Below are 20,214 nucleotides of genomic sequence, written 5' to 3' on the forward strand. Positions count from 1 at the left end.
ACCTCGATTTGCAACGAAGAAGGAAGGAAGAAGTCAGTAGTCAGTAGTCAGTAGTCATGGATTATTTGTTAGGTGCTACCAATGCCCCATGCCCCATGCCCCATGCCCCATGCCCCATGCCCAATTTTCACCGGACAGTTAGAGTGTAACGACCCCGGCCCGAAGCATCGTAAGCATTGACAAATACGCGATAGCGACCCGTAGCGGGCAAAGTAACGCTTAGAAACGCATTTTTAGTCGAATCGCTCCCTTCGTCATTTTGTGCCAGTAATCGGTCGTTAGGGCCAATGATAGCCACATACGGCTCGAAATCTGTACTTTCGAGGGAAATGGCTACAGACTGACCAGCTCGACCTTCAAAAGTATACTCTCGATACAGACTGTTGTCAGACGGCAATACTGGGCCGCCTGCGACTAAAGCGCCTTCTTCTTGCAAAATCGCCCGAGAAGGCGCGGTAGCACTCGCTTTCAGTTCTAACGTATAAGCCCCCGACTGCCTAGCTTCGTAGGAATTTGCCACTAACGTGTAAGTGCCGTCTGCTGGCAGCCTGACTGTAATTCTGGCGTTTTTACTGCCGGCTCCGTCATGGTCTTGCGCGATTCGGCGCTGGTTGGGCCCGAGCAATATTAAATAAGGGTCAATTTCTTGACTTTTCATTTCTATTGTGATTTGCTGGCCCGCTTTTCCCTCAAAGGAGTAGAGGTCAAAAAAGCTGTTGTCTTCGGCCAGAACGCTAGAATTGTCGGTGAGTTTACCGCTGATGGCGGGCCCGTTGAGCGCGAGTTTTTCAGGTGATTTGTTGCCACCAAAGGGCGATCGGGCTTGAGCCACGCGGGGAGCTCGCCCTTCTCGTACCGCTGTCAGGAAAGCGGGTACTTTGTCTGCTGAAATTGCAAAACCGATACCGATATTACCTCCACCCCGATCGCGAGTCAAAATAGAAGAATTGACGCCGATTAATTCTCCAGAACTGTTGAGCAGCGGCCCTCCAGAATTGCCGGGATTGATGGCGGCGTCGGTTTGAATTAAGCCCCGAGAAAGGTCGATGCGGCTGACGATTCCGACTGTAAAAGTACCTTGAAGTTGACCGAAGGGATTGCCGATCGCAAATGCTTGTTGCCCGACTTTCACCGAACCGGGACGGGCTAAAGGAATGGTCGGCAAATTGTTTTGACCGCGAATCTTAACCACGGCTAAGTCTAGACCTTCTTCGCCGAATCCGACAACATCGCCGACAAGTTTTCTGCCGTCTGCCAGAATTATATTCACGGTACCGCCGGCCGAAACGACGTGGGCGGTCGTTAACACCATGCCGTCAGGGCTGATAATTGTGCCGCTGCCCTTAGATTTACCGGTATCGACGGTAACAACCGCCGGACTGGCCTTTTCGTAGACCCGAATATTGGTTTGTTCTGCGACATTTTGGGCGATCGCACCCTGGGAATGCACCGAGTTAAATTCTGTTAAATCTGTTGATTGCCGCCCAGGGGATGTCGTAACAACCGCACTGGCGCTGGCTGTTACCCCAACCGTTAAAATTCCCGATACTGCTAAAGTTAGAAGTTTTAAATTCATGGCGATCGATTTAGTATTTAGCGATGGGTAGCTAGGAATTAGGTTTTGTGCTTAACCGCTAACTACCTTCTGTAATTATTTTAAGACTTGCACCACGGTAGTGACATTCCTCACGCCGGTTCTCCAATTCGGGAATCTGAATCAGCAGCTAAATACTTAAAATTAGCTTGTCGTAGCGCAGCATCCTCATTGCCGTAGAAAAAAGACAGCAAAGCAAAACGCTGGCCGCTAATCACCGGCGTCGCTTCATGCAGCAAAGAACACGAAAAAATAATCGCCGTGCCAGAATCGCCTTTATAACCGTGCGGCGCGTACTCGGGAAACCGTAAAAATCCCCCCGTGTACTCTCCCACATTCAAGTTTAGCGTCATCGCAAACCTACGGTGCACCGTAGCTTTGCTAGTGTTGTCGCGGTGCGGCAGAAAATAACCGCCGCTGTCAGCATCGTAACAACCTATCAAATACCGCTCAAACCTGGTAATTGTAAACTGAAAAGCTTTTTCTACTTCCGGCCGCACCCGGCGCCAAATAATCGCACTCAATCGCTGCTGTAACTTCGGGTCTTCAATAAAGAAATCGCGGCGCTTCTTGAAAGTGTCGTCGTGCAGGCCAACTGTTTTCCCGCCTATTTGCCTCATAAAGCCGGAAGGACTGCCACCGTGATTTTTGTACATATCGATTAAACTGCGGCAAGATGCTTTGTCCAAAACGTTAGGAATTACCAACACCGGGGCGTGGCGAGTGGCCGATCGGGCTTCCTCAATTGGGGGTAAAGTTTTGAGAAAATCTAATACTTGTTGGGCGTGTTGGTGCGGTTCGCCCATCGGCAAAATATTAATTACCTGAAGGTTTTCGTTGAGAACAAAAGTTTGTGGTGCATAGTGAACTCCGGCAACTCCATTTTCTTCGACATCTCGGAAAACACCGTACTGCTGGCTGACTGTTTTATCCAAGTCCCAGAAAAAGATGAATGACGGAGCAATTGTTGTTGGTCTGTTTTGTTCTTTGTCTGCTGGGTCAACGCTCACTCCAAACTGCGGTACTTGCAAGCTTTGGAATTCTTCTGAAAGCTCTTGAAAGCTTTTGAGGATAACTTGGATTTGTTCAAAAGCTGCGCTGGCAAAGAAAAACAGCACGACGCGCCGGCCGCCAACAGTCTGGAAATGAAATAAGGGGTTATTTGTAGAAGGAATGGAAAACCAGGGAGCCGGATCTCCTATTTCGAGTAATGGCATCTTGCTGATTTAATAATTGGGATTTTATATTTAGATTATTATGCTGTCGATTAGTTCCACATATTCGGTATGTTAATATTGTTTCTTTATACAAAAATTAGCTTATATCTGTGTATATCTGCGTTTTTCTGCGGTTTTAAACTCGCAATTTAGAGTCTTTTTAATAAGTTGTTTAATATCGGATAATAAGTAGATGGGTATCAATAAACGCAACTTAGATTTCTGCGGTTTCCCAAGCCAGAGCTACGGGATAAATGTTTAGTTTCACCCATCTACTTAGTGTTTGCCTATTTGTCGAAACTGGGGGAATTATCCGGTTGGTCTTCCGGGTATTCTACAGGTCGATATTCCACGTAATCTGACGGCGGTGCTTCCACGTCGCGGTTGCTGGGGCGAGACCTCGATGATTCCGTAGGACGGGGTTTTTTGGTTCTCGGCGGCGTATCGGAACTGCGGTTTTCCGAAGCAGGGGGGCGACTGCTGCGGCTGCGGGTCGGTCTTTCTTCGGGGTTGTCTGAAACGTCCCAGTTGTCAGACTCTTGGGCGGGCGGGGCTTCTGGGCGAGAGGGACGTTTGCGCGAGGATCGATCGGGCGAGTCGGGCCGTCCGGTGTTAACGCTGCCGTTGCGATTCGAGGGGCGGCGGCGGGGTTCGTCGTCGTAGGCTTCCCGAGAGGAACGGTAGTCTTGGCTGCCTCTGATGCGGGGACGCGGCGGATAGTCTTCCTCTGGTTCTAGCTGTTCCATTTCGGAATCATAGCCGTCGTAACCATAGGCGTTGCTGACCGGTCGCTCTTCATCTACGTATTGGGCGCGACTTTTGGCTTGGGCTGTGGTCGCTCCTCGCAGCTTAATGCTTTCTGTTGCAAAAAATATGGCGGTACCGCTGAGCAGAAATTGACCGAATGCCAGAATTGGGTCAAGCCGCCACCCTTGAAATAACAGAATACCGCCGCACAGCAAGCCGACTGCTGCAAAAAAAATATCGTGGTCTCGGGCTAGTTTGGGACGCCACGATCGCAGAAAATACAGTCCTGCCCCTGCTACTGCTAGGATAATCCCTAACAGGCTGCTCCAGTTCAATCCTAAATTGACCATTAGCCTATCTCCTATGTCTTTCCTATGTTAGCGAGTTAGATTTTACATCTATCATTAAGTCTGTCAGCCCGACTGTGCTTTCTGGGGCAGCGTCCGGTCAGGGTTTCAGCTTGGGAAGTGAGTAGTATAATAATGAGTTTAACGGGAAAAAACCTCAGCTTGGCAGTCAACTGAAGGTTTTGCCTTGACAGTTGCTGGCAGCCGAGGTTTCTCGGATCGGGGAAATGCCCGACTTGTAGCCCACAATTGACTTGCAGCGCCGGACTTAGAAACCCGCTGACTTTTTAGGTGCGCTTGATTTTGTCTTTTTGGCTGATGAAGATCAGGGCGATGGTTGCTGGAATCACTACTACCACCACGCCCACCAGCAGGCTGTACAAAAAGTTCGCGAGAGAAGGAGTCATAGATTCAAAGCCTTTGTTACAACAATTTGATTTTTATTAATTTTATACTTTCGATCGCACCTGTGAAACGGTTAAAATTATGAATAGCAGACTTAACAAAACTTAAAATTTCGAGATAAGACCCATGACTGGTATTACCGTTGCAAGTTGGATTCTGGGCTCTGTCCTAGTCGTGATGACCTTGCTGTTTATTTTTCGGATCGTCCTGACTTGGTATCCCGAGGTGAACCTGAGCAAGTTGCCGTTGAGTCTGATTGCTTGGCCGACGGAACCTTTTTTAGCCGTAACTAGAAAGATTGTACCGCCGATCGGCGGGGTGGACATTACGCCGATTATTTGGGTGGGTATCTGTAGCTTGCTGCGAGAAATGATTCTCGGCCAGCAAGGGCTGCTGACGATGATGATGTAAGAGTCAGCGGGCATGGGGCATGGGGCATGGGGCATGGGGCATGGGTTAGTTGCCAACTGCCAACTGCCAACTGCCAACTGACAACTGACAACTGACAACTGCCAACTGACAACTGCCAACTGCCAACTGACTAATGACTGTTTTGGTTCAAGAACTGTTCGACAAAATTCGTGTAAACTTCGCCGCTGAGAAACTCGGGGGAATCGAGGATTTTTTGGTGAAAGCCCAGGGTGGTGGGGACACCGGTGATGGCGCATTCCCGCAATGCCCGTTTCATCCGGCGGATGGCTGTCGGTCGATCGCGCCCCCATACAATTACTTTACCGATTAAAGAATCGTAGTAAGCGGGTATTTCGTAATCGGTGTAGACGTGAGAGTCCATCCGCACGCCGGGGCCACCGGGAGGCAAATAACCGCTGATTATGCCGGGGTGAGGGCGGAAGTTGCGATCGGGGTCTTCGGCATTGATGCGGCACTCGATCGCGTGACCGCTGAGAATTACTTGGTTTTGCTTGATTTGCAGTTTTTCTCCCTGGGCGATGCGGATTTGTTCGGCTATCAAGTCGAGGCCTGTAATCATCTCGGTGACGGGATGTTCTACTTGGATGCGGGTGTTCATTTCCATGAAGTAGAACTTGCCCGATTTGTCAAGCAGAAATTCGACAGTGCCCGCACCCGTGTAGTTGATGGATTTGGCGGCGGCAATGGCAGCGTGACCCATTTGATCTCGCAGTTTCTGGCTGAGGGCTGGGCTGGGGGCTTCTTCGAGGAGTTTCTGGTGTCGGCGCTGAATCGAACAATCTCTCTCGCCGAGGTGAATGACGTTACCGTAGTTGTCGGCGAGGATTTGGATTTCGATATGCCGGGGTTTTTCGATGAATTTTTCGAGGTAAAGTCCGGGGTTGCCGAAGGCTGCATCGGCTTCGCCTTGGGCTGCTGAGAATAGTTTGGGGAGTTCCGAGGGTTCTCTAACTAGCCTCATGCCGCGGCCTCCACCGCCGGCGGTGGCTTTGATCATCACAGGATAGCCGATGTCGCGGGCGATCGACAAAGCTTCGCGATCGTCCGCCAGCAATCCCTCGCTACCGGGTACTGTGGGGACTTTCACCCGCTGCATAGTTTCTTTGGCGGTGGATTTGTCGCCCATTGCCCGCATTGCTGCCGGAGACGGCCCGATGAAGGTTATTTGATGGTCGGCGCAGATTTCGGCAAATCGGGCGTTTTCGGCGAGGAAGCCGTAACCGGGGTGAATGGCTGCTGCGTTGCGCGTCAGGGCAGCCGCGATGATGTTGGGGATGTTTAAATAGCTTTTGCTGCTGGTGGGGGGGCCGATGCAAACGGCTTCGTCTGCCAACTGGACGTGCAAGGCGTGTTTATCTACGGTGGAGTGTACGGCGACCGTGGCAATCCCCATTTCCTCGCAGGTCCGCAATATGCGGAGAGCTATTTCTCCCCGATTAGCGATTAAAATTTTCGAGAACCCCATCTTCGCTGCTTAATTCACTCAATATTCTGTACAATAATGCCTTTCGGTATGTTCTGGATAATCGTTTTGCAGAAATTGTTCACAAAAATTTATTTTACATTTGGCTGGTAGTGGTGCTATGATTGTAAATCGGCGGTGTCAAAGGGCAAGTCACAAGTTAAATGTCAGGAACCTCAACCTGTGAATCTTTAACTGGTAACGCAAAAATCCCGGAGATTGCCAGAAAGAGCGGATGTGGCGGAATTGGTATACGCGCACGCTTGAGGTGCGTGTGGCAATATGTCCTTGCGAGTTCGAGTCTCGCCATCCGCATTGAATATGTAAAACAACTGTTGACGGTTTTGGCTGTCGGCAGTTGTTTTATTTTTGATGGGTGGGTAGCCAGAAACCGGGTTTTTGCGAGAATATTTGGTTACGGTGGGAAGATTTGGGAAAAAACCCGGTTTCTTTGATTGTGCGCGAGTACGGTAGGGTGCAGATTCATCCGATATCCTCAAGTGCGATCGAACTTCTGACAGATCCGCACCATACAAAATACTGTTTAACTGTCGATCGACAATTGTGTTTGAATTAGAAACATAGATACTTATCGTTTGTCAAGTAGAATGGGGTTAGTTAGGTTCCGAATCCGAGAGTTGGCTGACGAAAAAGGATGGACGCTAAAGGATGTTGCCGATCGATCCGAGGTTCCGTACAGCACAGTCAGGCACTATGCTCGTTCGGAAGGACTAGCAACGGTTGATATCACATCCATTCAAAAGATAGCTCGCACGCTCGATGTTTTGATTGAGGAGTTGATGGAAGTTGTTAAAGAATGAACCGATGAAATTATATTAGCAAACGGAAGTTAGATCGATGACATCCTACGCCTTAAACTTACCCGTTCAGTTACAGCAAGAAGCTGAAAAATTGGCAACACTCCAAGGCATTTCCTTCGATCAGTTTATCCTCTGGGCTGTAGCCGAAAAAGTCGCTACCCTCAACCAGCGGAATGACGATCCGGCTTTTCCTGAAATCACCTATGTGCGCGGCGCTAGCGGCGCACTCGTTCCCGTTTTGCGCGGCACTCGGTTGCGGGTGCAAACAGTAGTCATCGCAGCGCAGAAATGGGGTTTTTCTCCAAACCAAATTGCCACTGAGTATGACTTAAGTGAAGATCAAGTGAACGCTGTTCTCGCTTTTTATGCGGCTCACCATCAAGAAATAGACGCATCTATTGCCGCTGAGCAAATTATCGAAGCTGCTAATGTCTAAACCGCTATTGCATCTAGATGCCGATACTTCTATTAAAGCTTTGCAAGCCGCCCTTTTATCTCGCAGTCACGATGTCACTCGGACACCGACTGAGTGGATGGCTTTAGATGCTAGCGATGAGGCTCAATTGCTAGAAGCAACAGCGCGAGGACGGTGTATTTTTACGTTTAATATCCGGGATTTTCAGGTTTTAGCTCAGCGTTATCCCGAACATGGTGGCATCATTTTGGCTGCTCAAAACAGTTGGACATTATCTAGTCTAATTGCTTCGCTCGATCGCCTGCTTTCAGAAACACAAGCTGCTGACTGGAAAGGGCAAGTCCGCTGGCTTAATCAGTGGCGAACCTAATCAGGACTTACGCAAGCACACTATATACATTTATCCACCCAAACGCGAAATAGTTCGACAATAATGCGCCACTTGCCATCAATTTCCCAAACTACATCGTGGCGTATCAAAGAGTTAAGTGCTTGCTGTAAATTTGTCTCGTTCATGCCAGTAAATTCAGCTAGCGTGTTGATATCGAGTCCTTCTGGGTGAGGTGCAATCGCTCTTAATATCTCTTGTTGTCGGGGAGCACCCCGCGCCGCCTGACCCCAAACGCCATCGAAGTAGTAGCTTCCCCGCTGAAAGAATTCAGGGTTATTAATGACTGCCCTCACATCTTCTACTGTAAAGACCGGATCGCGAGAATTTCCCATGTCAAAAACTTGCTCATTGTAGCGGCGAACTAGCTGAAATCCCACTAGCTGAACTAAATAAGGCTGTCCAGTAGTCAACATAGAGATTACAGATAACGCTTCTGGCGCGTAGTCAAGAAGGAAATCTTCATGTGGATTAGCGAGAATCTGACGGGTAGCTGCACTTTCCATGAAGCTAACCTTGATATTAATAAAGCTAGCGAAGAAAGGGTGGGAGTAATCCCCAGTCATCTCGTCTAAAGTATGCAAACCAGCCAAGGCAAAAGCTATTTTAGGACTCATTTGTACCATCCCGCGCAGAACCTCCATAAAGTCACTGTCAATCTTTCCCTTTTCAATCAGTTTTTCAATCTTCTCAAACTCATCTAAAGCAATAATTAAACCCGTTTCACTCAGATTTGCCTCTACTTGTTTCAAATAGCGCTCAAAAGTACGGTAGGGAAGATTCAGCAAATCCTCATCGGCAGGAGGTGGAATTTTGACAACCTCAGAAATTTCATCACTAATTGCCATCAACACCTCTCCAACTCCTTGAGGAGTATTTCCCACTCGCAATAGATTGATATAGGCTACTTTTACCTGTGACCCTAGGGACTCAGCCGCGTTAAGCAGAATAGAAGTTTTGCCCATGCGTCGATGACCGTAGATAACCACAGACTGGAGTTGGTGACTCAATATCCACACTTCTTTGAGCTGTTTGAGTATATCCTCTCGTCCAACAAACAGGTTGCCCTCAACAGGGTCGCCAACCACGTAGGGATTACGCACTCGCTCAGTAATAGAAACGTTGCCAACCTCACTAGCTACATCTAATATCGCTTTCGACCAATTCCAGGCTATTTTTCTAACTATTTCTCGCTCTGGTTGAGGTACATCATCAGGTTGCTCCCGCAAGTTTTTAAGTTCTCCTAAAGCATGGCTCAGAGCGAAGGCTCTGGCAGAACGAGACGAACTATTCTGAATAATTTGAATATCCCTTATAATGTCATACAAACTCTTGAGTGCTCTCCAAGTATTCAAACGCCTCCAAGGTTTTTTAGGCAAATCTATCGATAGCGTAGCAATATCGTTCAACTTTTTAGCCTGGTCATAGTAATACATATTTAGGCTGATATTCCACATTTCGTCTCCATAAGGTAGAGAGCGCAAGGTCTCAAATGCTTTCATTGCATGGTATGGCGACCGCTCATACAAACACAAAAAACCACGGGCAAAAGCGCGAGCATGAGGATCAAATTGAATAAAGTCTGTATACATAAAATCTGAAATTAAACGCACCCATTCCCATTGGTAAGGGGGAGCTGTTAAATGTGCTATACGAGAGACAAGTTGCTCTGGTTTCTCAGCAATAACTTGCTTTAAAGCTTGAATTACAGGAATGAACTGGAGAGTATAAGTATAAATTTGATAAGCATTATGTATTCCTGTCTCCCAATCTTGTCGCAGCCATTCTGTTAATTGCTCGGTGAGATAGGGATTAGGCAGGACAGTTACACGAGGAAAAAGCAAGTCTAGATTATTTCTATAAGGCTTACGCATTTCAAAGACACAATCAGATGGCAATTCTTGAGACAGTGGAAGATGGGGAGATGAAGAAATTAGAAAATCAGGAAATCGGGAACTAAACTCATTACTTAAAACCCTTGGGCTGCTGTTTTCTTTAACTCTTTGCATAAGTCCTGTTTTAAAGAATGTTTTGGTTATAGGTAATTTAATAAACCAGTTATCTGGACGCAGCAATCCTAGAAATGAACCAATTACACAACCAACAAAAAAAACTGCGCGAACTAACAGGCTTTTTAGAACTACAAAAATATCTGTAACTTTGAACTCAATTGGCAGACTCAAGCAAAGCATTAATGACATTAATAATACTCCACAAATAACTAATATAATAGCTAAGTCGTCCACCTCTAAAATGGCTAGTGTCGCAATACCTCCTATACCCAACCATATACCTGCTAATATACCTGAAATTAAGATAACTCCCAGGTGAGTAGATCCTTCTTTTATAGCACTCACTGTAAAAAAGGCCATATTTAAATTCAAGGTCAAAAGAATGATTATAGTTAGAGGTTTTGTTGTTTGTGAAAGGTTAAATTTAGATATATTTGTTTGAATTATTAGTAGTAGATAACCCAAGACCATGACACAGAAAACATTAGTCAATAAAAAGATGGCTAATATATGTTCAATTTTTACTGAAAAATTCATTAATTTAAGAATTACACTCCAAGTTAATAATGTCATAAATATGACTACCATTACTTGTATCAGTAACCGAGATATGGAGTTAATCACTAATCCAAAATATTTTTTAGAATTTTTGTTTTTCTCTAGAATAGACCCTCTATTTTGGACATACCAACGCAAGGCTTGGGGAAAGAAAAACATCCAGTATAATAACCGCAAGTAATCGATGGGCTTTGATAATGAAAGAGATATCTTGAATTTAGGAGCTAAGTCTAAACGGGGAATGTCGGTGTTGCGATCGCTCATTTTACATCCTCCATATATCGCGCATAATTTTGATAGCACAACTGCATCAGCCGTCGGGGATGACCGCCACTTAATTGTAGTAGCTGGCTGATTTCCTCTTCACTAAAACGCACCAAAGTCCTAGCAAGACGAGCTTGAATAAAGTCACGGGCTGTTGTTTCATCCCAAGGCTTAATATTTTCTGGCTGACAAATAGTTTCAAGTGGAGATGACGAGATATCCTGACCGTCATTAAAGAGTGTCTTGAGGGGTGCGCTAGCAGCTACAATCAGTTTCACAGGTGCCTTTTGCCCCTCAGCTAAACTCCGCAAAATATCTCTAACTTCGCGGGTAAAACCTTCTCTAGTCATCTTTTCAATATTATCTATAGCCAGCAGAACTCTATGATTTTTCAAATTACGATATAGCATATTTCCATAGCTTTTAGGGATGCCAACTTCTTCACACAAAGCTGTGTAGAAGTCATCGTTATCTCGAACTCGATTGAGGTCTAAGTAAATGGGCTTCCGTGGCGAGAATAGGAGATTTTTAGCCTGTTGGCAAATAGCCGATAGCAGAGAAGACTTCCCGATACCTTCTTCTCCTATTAAAACTACGCTGTCATTGCTGTTAAGAACCTCGAATACTCGCCTCATTTCCCCCTCTCTGCCGAAAAACAGTTGTGGGTCGTCAACTCTACCAGTCTGAGGAATAAAAGGGTTATCAGAAATAACAGGGGTACGATCGCCTATACTTACTACACTCCTTTGACTTGACAGCCACTTTAAATACTTCGGTTTCAGCCAATCTAGAAATGCGGTATCTTTCACCGAACTACTTCTGTCGTTACAACCCGAAAAACCTTCGCGATTTTCTTGTGGACAGAAACGCTTATTGTATATCGTCCACATTTGCCGCCGAACATTCTCAGGGTCGATCAGAATGTCAGAATTTTCTTCTGCGATTCCTCCATCTGCAACCTCTTTATTGCTCTTAACGGTTTTTTCATCGGGAAACTTAGCCAGAAGAATAGCTGTCTCTGTCCGACTCAAGCCATAAAAAGTAACTATCTCTAATCTTAAAAAGTTTTGCCATAAGTTCACAGTCCCAGTCACCCCAACTTCTCCCATAACTTGGCGTCTCTCTTGCTGAGTTTACCATAACTAGCGCGTAACTAGAATCTTTTTCCGGTTTCTCAAAACATAGGAAAAATTTTTCCGGTTATTTTTATGATACCGGAAATAATTTTCTGGGACATTTTTGAAAGTAGCTTATAAGCTGTTATTTAGTGGTAAGCCTTCCACCGCAAACTTTGAAAAACTCAGGAGATAAACATGACACAACTAATTGAGTACATCCAGACAGCTAAAGAATTTGCTGATGCTTATGGCATAGCACATCTAGATCGCCTGCTGGCATTAGCTGAAACTGTCCCCACTTCTCCGAAAGCTCTACCATCGACTTTTACAGTTATGTCTAATACAATTTTGGAGGAAGTGAAAAGGGCTGGATTTCATATTAACCCTTGGCTAGAGACTTTTATCCTAAGTAACAATGTTGAAGTAGTTAGAGATGCGATCGCTGTAGTTGAGGAAAATCGCCGCCGGGGAATAGTGCGGAACGGCGAAGGGCTGTTAGTACAAGCTATCCGCAACCAATGGAAACCCCATATTTCAGCTTAAAAAAGTGCAAAAATTTGGGGAAAAACCCGGTTTCTTAGATGTGCGATCGCCCAGAAACCGGGTTTTTGCCAGCATACTTCGTAACAGTGCAAATATTCAGGAAAAAACCCGGTTTCTTCGATCGTGCGCGAGTGGCCAGAAACCTCGGTTAGCCCGATAGTCCGCCAGGGGTTGAAACGAGAGCATCTCAATGAAAGCCGCCCTCCGCTAGAAATTCGAGTTAGGAGTCAGGAGTCAGGAGCCAGGAGAAAAGAGGAAGAAGGAAGAAGGAAGAAGGAAGGAGCCAGAAGAAGTGTTTTTACAAATATGAGATGCTCCCGTTGAAACCCCTGTCTCATAGCAAAAGTCCTCGCTATGAGGACTAAAGAGTTTTTCATTTTTATCTCGGATTTTCAGTCGGTTTCAACTGACATCTGGCAGCAATCTCAATAAGAGGATTTTTCGTGGGGTCGGGCGGGTTTATAGAACCTATTTGCAAGCTTTAAGGCTGTTGGCGAACCCGCCCCTACGGCTAATTGAGAATGGTGCAACATCTCAGTTTCAACCGACTTTCGCTATTAGCCAGGGGTTTCAACCCCTGGCGGTTGTGGCAACACCGCTAGAGTACAAGCAACACAGGAAAAAACCCGGTTTCTTTAATTTTTACTAAGCGCCTAATTCTGGCGGTCGCCCCATCAAGCCTGTCATCAAGCGCAAGGCTAAAAACCTCACTGGGGGAATTGTCCGCAAACACCACAATCCAAAGCGGCGAAATGCTACAATTGGTAGCCAAGTATTAGAAAATAATCTGTCTAGAAAATCTGTAAATCCTAACACGATTAAATTCTCTTTTTTGCGCCAGTTGTGATACCGTTTCAATACTCGCAAATCGCCGATGTCTTCGCCTTTTTGGTGCGCTTGCTGCAAGATTTGGGCGATCGCCCCAGCGTCTCGAATGCCCATATTTAATCCCTGGCCGCCGACGGGATGGCAGCAGTGGGCCGCGTCGCCAATTAGTGCTAATCTGGGCAAAACGTAGCGATCGCTCTGCATTAACTGCACCGGAAACAAGAAGCGATCGCTCTCCAATTCCAAACGCCCCAAAAGCCCGCCCGTGCGCTGTTCCAACAAAGTCAAAAACTCTTGTTCATCCATTTGTTGCAAAGCTTTAGCTTCCGCGTGGGGTGCTGTCCAAACTACTTGACAGCGGTTCCCAGGTAATGGTAAAACTCCCATCGGGCCGCTCGGCCAAAAGCGCTCAAAAGCGATATCATTGTGCGGTTTTTCTGCTTTAATAGTGATAGCAACGCAGGATTGCCAGTATTTCCAGCCGCGAGTGCTGATGTTGGCTTCGGTGCGGATGCGCGATCGCGAACCGTCGGCGGCGACTAATAATTTGGTGCGAATTGTCCGAGTTTCGCCGTTTTGTTTGACTTCTATTTCGGCGCAATCGGTTAAATATTTTACCTCGACAACTTCCGCCGGACAAACCCAACTAAAATTCGGGTTTTTTGCCAAAGATTCTTGCAAAGCTGACAGCATGACTCCGTGTTCGCCAACGTAACCTAAAGCTGCTTTTGGTACGGGCAATTTGCCAGTATTTCCCAAATCCGGGCGGTGGAATTCGACGACACCGGGATAGTCGCCGTCGCAGAGGCTAATTTGCTCGAAGGTGGTGATTTGCGGCAAGATTTGCTGCCACACGCCGATACCTTCTAAGATCATTCCTGATAGCAGGGTGATTGCATAGGCTTGTTTTTTGGCTGCAGCGGCGGCGGGGAGTTGGGTTTCAATTATTGCGATTTTCAATCCAGAATCTTTTAAGGCGCTGGCTAAGGTGGCCCCGACTATGCCGCCTCCGACGATGGCTATGTCAAAGTCGAGTGTCGGTGTTTGCGTGGAGGCTGTTGTTGGAGAAAGTTGGTTTACAGGCATTTTTTAAGGAATGTTGTTTAAGTCGATCGGCAAATTTACTATCTTATTGTAAAGAATTATTGCAGTTTGGGGCGATCTTGAGGCAGAGCTTATGTCATATCAATTCTGGCTGTGCCGGAATGATATCAAATCCCATCGCACATTTCTCTCAAATTCGATCGCCCATCAACCCAAAAATCCCATCGGCCATCAACCCAAAAACCCCGGCGGTTGAAACCGCGTCTACACAGACAAAACCCGCCTCCGCGGGTTGAAGAGTCGTAGCGTAGCGGGGCGTAAGCCATCGCACATTTATCTCAAATTCGATATTTCTTCGTCCGCGGAGGCGGACATCGTTTGTGTAGACGCGGTTTCCAACCGCCCGGTTATATCAAATCCGCTAGCTTCGGAATGATATAATTGTAGGGAAACGGCACTGCCGTTTCCTGATTTCGGGTAATATTAATTCCGATGCCACCGATCGCAACTAACAATTAACTACCAACTGCTGCTAATTGATTATTTCCTGTGACTAGAGGCGATACTTTTTGGCAAATGGGAATCTCGATGACAAACTCTGCACCTTCCCCAGGCGTGGAAATACACTGCAATTTGCCTCGGTGTTTTTCAACTATAATCTGATAGCTGATTGACAGCCCCAAGCCTGTGCCTTTGCCGACTGGTTTAGTAGTAAAAAATGGGTCGAACAACTTGCCAATAACTTCTTGATTGATTCCCATGCCGTTGTCGGCAATCCGAATTGTTACTGTCTCGGAATTCGCACTTGTGCTAATCCGAATTCGGTTGTGACGAGCATATATTTCTTTTGAAGAATGAGTGCTGTTGTACTCTTCGAGGGCGTCGATCGCATTTACTAAAAGATTCATAAATACTTGATTGAGCTGACCTACATAGCACTCGACTTTTGGAAAATTGCCGTATTCTTTGATAATCTCAATAGCGGGACGAAGTACATTAGCTTTAATCCGGTGCTGCAAAATTAGCAAAGTGCTTTCGATTCCTTCATGAATATCTACTCGCTTCATCTGCGATTCGTCGAGTCTGGAAAAGTTGCGTAAGGATACAACTAAGTCGCGGATGCGATCGGCTCCAACTTTCATTGATTCCAAAATCTTCGTAAAGTCTTCCATTAAGTAATCGACTTCAATATCTTCGGCTGCTTCTACAATTTCCGGGACGGGATTTGGGTATTTTTCCTGGTAAAGGTGGAGCAAACCGAGCAAGTCTGTGGCGTATTCGTTGGCGTGGGTGATGTTGCCGTAGATGAAGTTAATCGGATTGTTAATTTCGTGGGCGACGCCGGCGACTAGCTGGCCGAGAGAAGAGATTTTTTCGGTTTGGATTAGTTGAGTTTGAGCTTGGTGCAACTCTTGGACAGCTTTTTCGAGCTCGGCTGCTTGCGATCGATACTGTCCCTCGGACTGCTTGAGTGCTTCCAAAACTTGGACTCGATCGCTAATGTCGGTGTGAGTTCCCACCCATTCGCGAATGCTGCCGTCTGCTGCTAAAAGGGGGACGCCCCGCACCCAGAAGTGTCTGTAGCTGCCGTCTGCGGCCCGCAAGCGGTGCTCGACTTCGTAGAGACTTTTTGTTTCTATGGCCCCCATCCAAGCTTGAATTGTGCGATCGCGGTCTTCTGGGTGCACTGCTTCTATCCAGTTGTCCTTCTCTTTCCAACTCATGCCCGTATAAGCTATCCAATCAGGCTGAGGCTTGTCGAAGATTCCGCTAGCGTTGGTCGTCCAAACCATCTGTGCGGTGGCCATTGCCAGCGATCGGTATCTTTCCTCGCTCAGACGCACAGATTCTTCGGCTTGGCGGCTGGCTGTCACGTCGCGCAAAATAGTTGTGAATATGATTTCGCCTGCCACTTCGAGTTTGGAAATAGAAACTTCGGCGGGAAATTCCGTACCATCTCGGCGGCGGGCGAAAATTTCTTTGCGGTTGCCCATTTTTCGGGCTTGTTTAACGCCACCGCCGAAATTGCTGACGAGGTGACTATGATGCGTGGCAAAAGCTTCGGGCAACAGCAGGCTCAGGGATTGCCCGATCGCCTCCGCAGCCGTCCACCCAAAAATCCGTTCTGCACCTTGGTTGAACAGGATAATTTTTTGGTCAGCATCCACAGAAATAATCGCGTCCTCGGCAATTTCTAAAATGCCGGCGAAACGAGCTTGAGACAGTTGCAGCGCCTGTTCAGCTTGTTTGCGATCGCTGATGTCGCGGGCGATCGTCGAAATGTATGCGAGTTTGCCGTCCGGTGCGGAGTGGGAGATGATAACTTGGCTGATGGGAATTTCGAGTCCCGTTCCTGACACGAAGGCTGTTTCTCCACTCCAAAAGCCCTCGGAAATAGCGGTGGCGATCGCTTGATTCAAATTGCTGCGGCCTGACGCTGGCGTGAATTCTGCAACTTGTCGCTTGGATATATCCTCGTTTTCGTCTATACCCACCATTTTTCTGCCTGCTTTGTTGATGTAAATCGCGCGTCCTTCGAGGTTGGAGATACCTACAAAATCCGGGGTCGCTTCCAGAATTGCTGCCAGACTTCTGTTGGCGATTTCGGCTTGTTTGCTCTCAGTAATATCCCGCGCGATGCTAACTATACCGCTGATCTTTCCTAACCCGTCCCGGTAAGCACTTTTTGTAGAAAGAAATATCCGCAAATTGCCTTTAACTGGCAGTTCTTCTTCGATCGCTTGCGTTGTTCCCGCTGTCATAATTGGGCGATCGGTTTTCCTAATATTGCCCGCAATTTCCGGCGGAAATAGCTCCCTGTCATCTCTGCCGATAATGTCATCTACAGACTTGCCAATTATACTGGCTCCTGCAGCATTAAGCATTAGGTAACGGCCATGAATATCTTTGACAAATAGGGCGGCGGGCGTACTGTTGATGACTGCCATCAACAGGTTATAGTTTTTTTGAAGCGCCTGCTTTGTTGTTTGAGAGTCGAAAATTTGCTGCTGCAATTGCTCGTTGGTGATTTGCAGTTGGAGAGTCCGTTTCTCAACTTGATTTTCTAAGTCTAATTTAGCTTTCCTCAGTCCCAGTTCCGCTCGATAGCGCTTCCGGTCTGCGCTGCAGAGAGTTTTTGCATTCTGCCAAATCAGAACTGTAAAAATAATCACGTTCAATACACTTAACAGCGATATCCCTACCTCCGGCGTGTAGGCTTGTAACCGATCTCCCAATAGGATGAAATAACCGACTAAAGGCGGGATAATGATTGCCCGTGGCAACAAGCGCCGCGCCATGATGCCGCCCGCGCGATCGCTCGTCATTACTGCTATCAATCCTCGCTCAGGACTGGCAAATAAAATACCGAAGCTCAGCAACATAAATGCTGCGGCAGTGTGCAAAGCCATGCCGGTATTTTTGCCAATTTGGTAAAATAAAGCTTTGTCGTAGAAATAGCCTATCAAACCCATAAAGGCAATTAAAAATGCACAACAGCTTAAAATTTGAATCCGCAAGTATTTAGGCCGACGTTCTGACAGCAGCAGCAGCGCTATTCCCAGCAATAAAAAAGCACCAGCAGTATTCGGTGCCATGCGTCCTGGTGTTCCGGGGGTTGTCAACCTGTAACTTTCTTTAAATAGCAGTTGGTCGATGCCTAAATCTAAATTAAAGCTATATTGAACTAGGGTTAATAGGCTAATTAATATAATTAAAAATGAACATACCAAAATTAAATATTTATGCTTTTTTTGATACTTTCTTGCTGTTAATTCTGGCCGCCGCCGCTGTTGGATGAATAGAGAAAACCCGCCCAAAATAAAGCACACCGCAGTATTGGCTTTCATCGTCACGAGTCCGGGCAGAATGCTTTTTAAGAGTGGCAGATCGAATATCCACCCCAAAATGACTATACAGCCGATCGCCATTACTGCAATACTCGCTTTTTTGGAAAAAGACTGGACAGCAGCCATTCGGGTTGAGGGCGTTTGCAGTTGTTGTGCTCGTTCAAAAACTTCCAATTTCTCGCTCCCTCCAATTATTGGGGTTTATACGTATCCAAGGTAACAATTAAGACTTTAGGTATATTGTCGCCCGCTATACAAAGCTGCCTAAGATTTGGTTAAAACTGCTAAGCATAAAATATGAATTATTTTATCTAACTTTAGAGAGATAGTCAAGTGAAGGTTGAAGGCTCTTATGTAAAAGGCATTCGGCAGAATTCAATAATTTTTCTTGCTGGTTAGTTAAAACACAAAATTCCTTGTTTCTTCAGCCTTGTTCCTTGTTTCTTCAGCCTTGTTCCTTGTTCCTTCAGCCTTTTTCCTTGTTCCTTGGAAATTAGCGCCCGATTCATTGGTCGGGCTGAGCGTTTTTACTCAGTCCATCGAGGCGTAATGGTAGCGGATGAATCGATCGGCAATAAGATCACTCGCATTGTAAACCGGGTGCTGCGGGTGTGGGAAATGCGATCGGCACAACAATAAGACTCGGCGGTTGAAACCGCTACTACACAAACAAAGTCCGCCTGCGCGGACTAAAGAGGGGGATATTAAAGTGGGATTTGGTAACGGTCAACAGTCAACTGACAACTGACAACTGTCAACTAACTCCCAACTTTTGAAGTGCTTCCAAAGCTTCGGTTGCTGACGGGTAACGCTGGGGGAAATGGTAAAGCACCATCTTGTCTAAAACGCGAGCCAACTCCGGGGTGACAGTTGCATTTTTCTGCCAGATGAGATTGCCTAAATTATCAACTCTGAGTTGTTTCGGGCGCATTCCTGTCAAGGCTTGAATCCCGATGAGCCCCACAGCATAGATGTCGCTGCACAATTTCGGGGAACCGATGGCTTGTTCGGGAGGAATGTAGTCTTGCTGAGTACCGCCGCGCGATTTCGTTTGACCGATGCTGTTTGGTGAAGTGTTGATTTCTTTAACTGCCCCAAAGTCAATTAATACAATCTTGCCATCTGATGTCCGCCTGATTAAGTTTTGAGGGTGAACGTCGCGGTGAATTACATCTTGTTTGTGAACAAAAACAAGCACTTCTAAGATATCTTTCAACAAAGCGATAACCTGATGTTCTTGCCAGGGTTGACCTTCGATTAGTTCTTGATACAAGGGTTGCCCTTCGATGAATTGATAGACTAAATAAAAATATCCATCTTCTTCAAAGCGAGCTAACAATTCTGGTATCCGATCGTGTTGGCCCAATCGATATAAAACGCGCGTTTCTCGATCGAATAAATGGCTGCTTCTCTCAGACTGGCTTTTGAGGCGCTTGACGAGGCACAAAGGTCGATCGGGCAAATTTTCATCTTCAGCCAGATACGTATCGCTGTACTCGGTGCTGACCAAATGTTCTCTGATTCGGTAACGCATCCGCAACAGCTTTTGCAAGATCGGATCGACAGATTTAGCGGGTTGTGTGCCTTGTACAGCTCTCATGATACAGTCCCAAAGATTTGCTCCGACTACTCTTTCTTCTTGACCGAGAATTTCTGCTTGTCTCAGTACCTTTGTCAGTTCTTTCCACAAGTTGTAGCCGACATACCGCCCCAGGTAGCCCACTGTGTACCCGCGGGCGATCGGATCGTTTTGCTGAATTTCTTGATAGGTCAAACCCCCTACAACGCCTCGAATTATCGACTGTTGCAACCGACTCAGGTGTTTTTCCGTTTGTTCGTATACCAGATTGTCCAAAAAGATTATTGCTTCTTCTACCGTCATAGTTTCATATTTTAAGTGATTTGTACAGGAGCCACGCATTTTTATCTCCATAGATTTCTGTTATATATGATTTCTCTTAAATTTGCTAGATTGTCTACTTATTGAAATATATTTTTACCAATATGACTTTTATGACTTTAGGTTATGAATTTTATGAATTGACGTTTTAAGTAGTTACTGGTACTATCTCAAATACAACTTTTAACTAGAGAGTACATTGCCAAATTAGGGTCTCGCAGATTCGGCTTTACAACTCCAAACATCAGAAACGACTGTTGTCAACTAATAG

At 46.3% G+C, this 20,214-nt stretch carries 17 protein-coding genes and 1 tRNA gene; 8 read left to right on the top strand and 10 right to left on the bottom strand.

The features are described 5' to 3' along the window. Positions 1 to 127: 127 nt before the first annotated feature. From QUA00_RS23995 to psbX, 4 genes are all read right to left on the bottom strand, one after another. Complete coding sequence (locus tag QUA00_RS23995; RefSeq protein WP_333305776.1) at positions 128 to 1,576, bottom strand: trypsin-like peptidase domain-containing protein; 1,449 nt, start codon at positions 1,574 to 1,576, stop codon at positions 128 to 130. A gap of 110 nt (positions 1,577 to 1,686) precedes the next feature. Then, positions 1,687 to 2,811: a redoxin domain-containing protein gene (locus tag QUA00_RS24000; RefSeq protein WP_333140032.1), complete on the bottom strand. Its 1,125-nt coding sequence runs from the start codon at positions 2,809 to 2,811 to the stop codon at positions 1,687 to 1,689. 287 nt (positions 2,812 to 3,098) lie between these two features. Beyond that, positions 3,099 to 3,908, bottom strand: coding sequence for a Ycf66 family protein (locus QUA00_RS24005; RefSeq protein ID WP_333411337.1), 810 nt, complete (start codon positions 3,906 to 3,908; stop codon positions 3,099 to 3,101). A gap of 284 nt (positions 3,909 to 4,192) precedes the next feature. Continuing rightward, complete coding sequence (gene psbX / locus QUA00_RS24010; protein ID WP_190741405.1) at positions 4,193 to 4,312, bottom strand: photosystem II reaction center X protein; 120 nt, start codon at positions 4,310 to 4,312, stop codon at positions 4,193 to 4,195. Positions 4,313 to 4,436: 124 nt separating this feature from the next. Between psbX and QUA00_RS24015 the strand changes: the two genes are divergently transcribed. Further along, positions 4,437 to 4,721, top strand: coding sequence for a YggT family protein (locus QUA00_RS24015; protein WP_006634856.1), 285 nt, complete (start codon positions 4,437 to 4,439; stop codon positions 4,719 to 4,721). 130 nt (positions 4,722 to 4,851) lie between these two features. On the opposite strand, the gene accC is transcribed toward QUA00_RS24015, so the two are convergent. Further along, positions 4,852 to 6,207, bottom strand: coding sequence for an acetyl-CoA carboxylase biotin carboxylase subunit (accC, locus tag QUA00_RS24020; protein WP_333411338.1), 1,356 nt, complete (start codon positions 6,205 to 6,207; stop codon positions 4,852 to 4,854). Positions 6,208 to 6,435: 228 nt separating this feature from the next. On the opposite strand from accC, the gene QUA00_RS24025 reads away from it, so the two are divergent. The 5 genes from QUA00_RS24025 to QUA00_RS24045 all read left to right on the top strand — a co-directional run bounded on the left by QUA00_RS24025 (position 6,436) and on the right by QUA00_RS24045 (position 7,810). Next, positions 6,436 to 6,519 (top strand) — tRNA-Leu (locus tag QUA00_RS24025). 61 nt (positions 6,520 to 6,580) lie between these two features. Further along, a complete protein-coding gene (locus QUA00_RS24030) occupies positions 6,581 to 6,781 on the top strand; it encodes a hypothetical protein (protein ID WP_333411339.1) in 201 nt (66 codons plus the stop codon). Between the two features lie 31 nt (positions 6,782 to 6,812). Next, on the top strand, positions 6,813 to 7,025 hold the full coding sequence (locus tag QUA00_RS24035) for a helix-turn-helix domain-containing protein (RefSeq protein WP_006634859.1): 213 nt from the start codon (positions 6,813 to 6,815) through the stop codon (positions 7,023 to 7,025). A 37-nt stretch (positions 7,026 to 7,062) separates the two neighbouring features. After that, the gene (locus QUA00_RS24040; protein ID WP_333411340.1) at positions 7,063 to 7,461 is read left to right on the top strand and encodes a DUF433 domain-containing protein; all 399 of its coding nucleotides are present in this window, start codon (positions 7,063 to 7,065) and stop codon (positions 7,459 to 7,461) included. Beyond that, positions 7,454 to 7,810, top strand: a complete 357-nt coding sequence (locus tag QUA00_RS24045) for a DUF5615 family PIN-like protein (protein WP_333127850.1) — start codon at positions 7,454 to 7,456, stop codon at positions 7,808 to 7,810. The genes QUA00_RS24040 and QUA00_RS24045 overlap by 8 nt, the downstream gene beginning before the upstream one ends. A gap of 20 nt (positions 7,811 to 7,830) precedes the next feature. Here the strand turns inward: QUA00_RS24045 and QUA00_RS24050 are convergent, their stop codons facing one another. Together QUA00_RS24050 and QUA00_RS24055 are read right to left on the bottom strand one after the other, a co-directional pair. Beyond that, positions 7,831 to 10,662, bottom strand: a complete 2,832-nt coding sequence (locus tag QUA00_RS24050; RefSeq protein WP_333411341.1) for an ATP-binding protein — start codon at positions 10,660 to 10,662, stop codon at positions 7,831 to 7,833. Continuing rightward, positions 10,659 to 11,771 (bottom strand): AAA family ATPase, encoded by a 1,113-nt coding sequence (locus QUA00_RS24055; RefSeq protein WP_333411342.1) that lies wholly within the window; start codon positions 11,769 to 11,771, stop codon positions 10,659 to 10,661. The genes QUA00_RS24050 and QUA00_RS24055 overlap by 4 nt, the downstream gene beginning before the upstream one ends. Before the next feature lie 204 nt (positions 11,772 to 11,975). Here QUA00_RS24055 and QUA00_RS24060 point away from each other — a divergent pair, with 204 nt between their 5' ends. Next, positions 11,976 to 12,323: a hypothetical protein gene (locus QUA00_RS24060; protein WP_333411343.1), complete on the top strand. Its 348-nt coding sequence runs from the start codon at positions 11,976 to 11,978 to the stop codon at positions 12,321 to 12,323. Positions 12,324 to 12,968: 645 nt separating this feature from the next. On the opposite strand, the gene QUA00_RS24065 is transcribed toward QUA00_RS24060, so the two are convergent. Continuing rightward, positions 12,969 to 14,237, bottom strand: coding sequence for an FAD-dependent hydroxylase (locus QUA00_RS24065; protein ID WP_333411344.1), 1,269 nt, complete (start codon positions 14,235 to 14,237; stop codon positions 12,969 to 12,971). Positions 14,238 to 14,328: 91 nt separating this feature from the next. Between QUA00_RS24065 and QUA00_RS24070 the strand changes: the two genes are divergently transcribed. Next, positions 14,329 to 14,451 carry a hypothetical protein gene (locus tag QUA00_RS24070; RefSeq protein WP_333109292.1) on the top strand — a complete coding sequence of 41 codons (123 nt, stop codon included), beginning with the start codon at positions 14,329 to 14,331 and terminating at the stop codon, positions 14,449 to 14,451. A 259-nt stretch (positions 14,452 to 14,710) separates the two neighbouring features. On the opposite strand, the gene QUA00_RS24075 is transcribed toward QUA00_RS24070, so the two are convergent. Both QUA00_RS24075 and QUA00_RS24080 read right to left on the bottom strand, forming a co-directional pair. After that, a complete protein-coding gene (locus QUA00_RS24075; protein ID WP_333411345.1) occupies positions 14,711 to 18,217 on the bottom strand; it encodes a PAS domain S-box protein in 3,507 nt (1,168 codons plus the stop codon). A 580-nt stretch (positions 18,218 to 18,797) separates the two neighbouring features. Beyond that, positions 18,798 to 19,925, bottom strand: a complete 1,128-nt coding sequence (locus QUA00_RS24080) for a serine/threonine-protein kinase (protein ID WP_333411346.1) — start codon at positions 19,923 to 19,925, stop codon at positions 18,798 to 18,800. Positions 19,926 to 20,214 lie beyond the last annotated feature (289 nt).

It is taken from the genome of Microcoleus sp. T2B6 (genome assembly GCF_036700475.1).
GTDB lineage: Bacteria > Cyanobacteriota > Cyanobacteriia > Cyanobacteriales > Microcoleaceae > Microcoleus.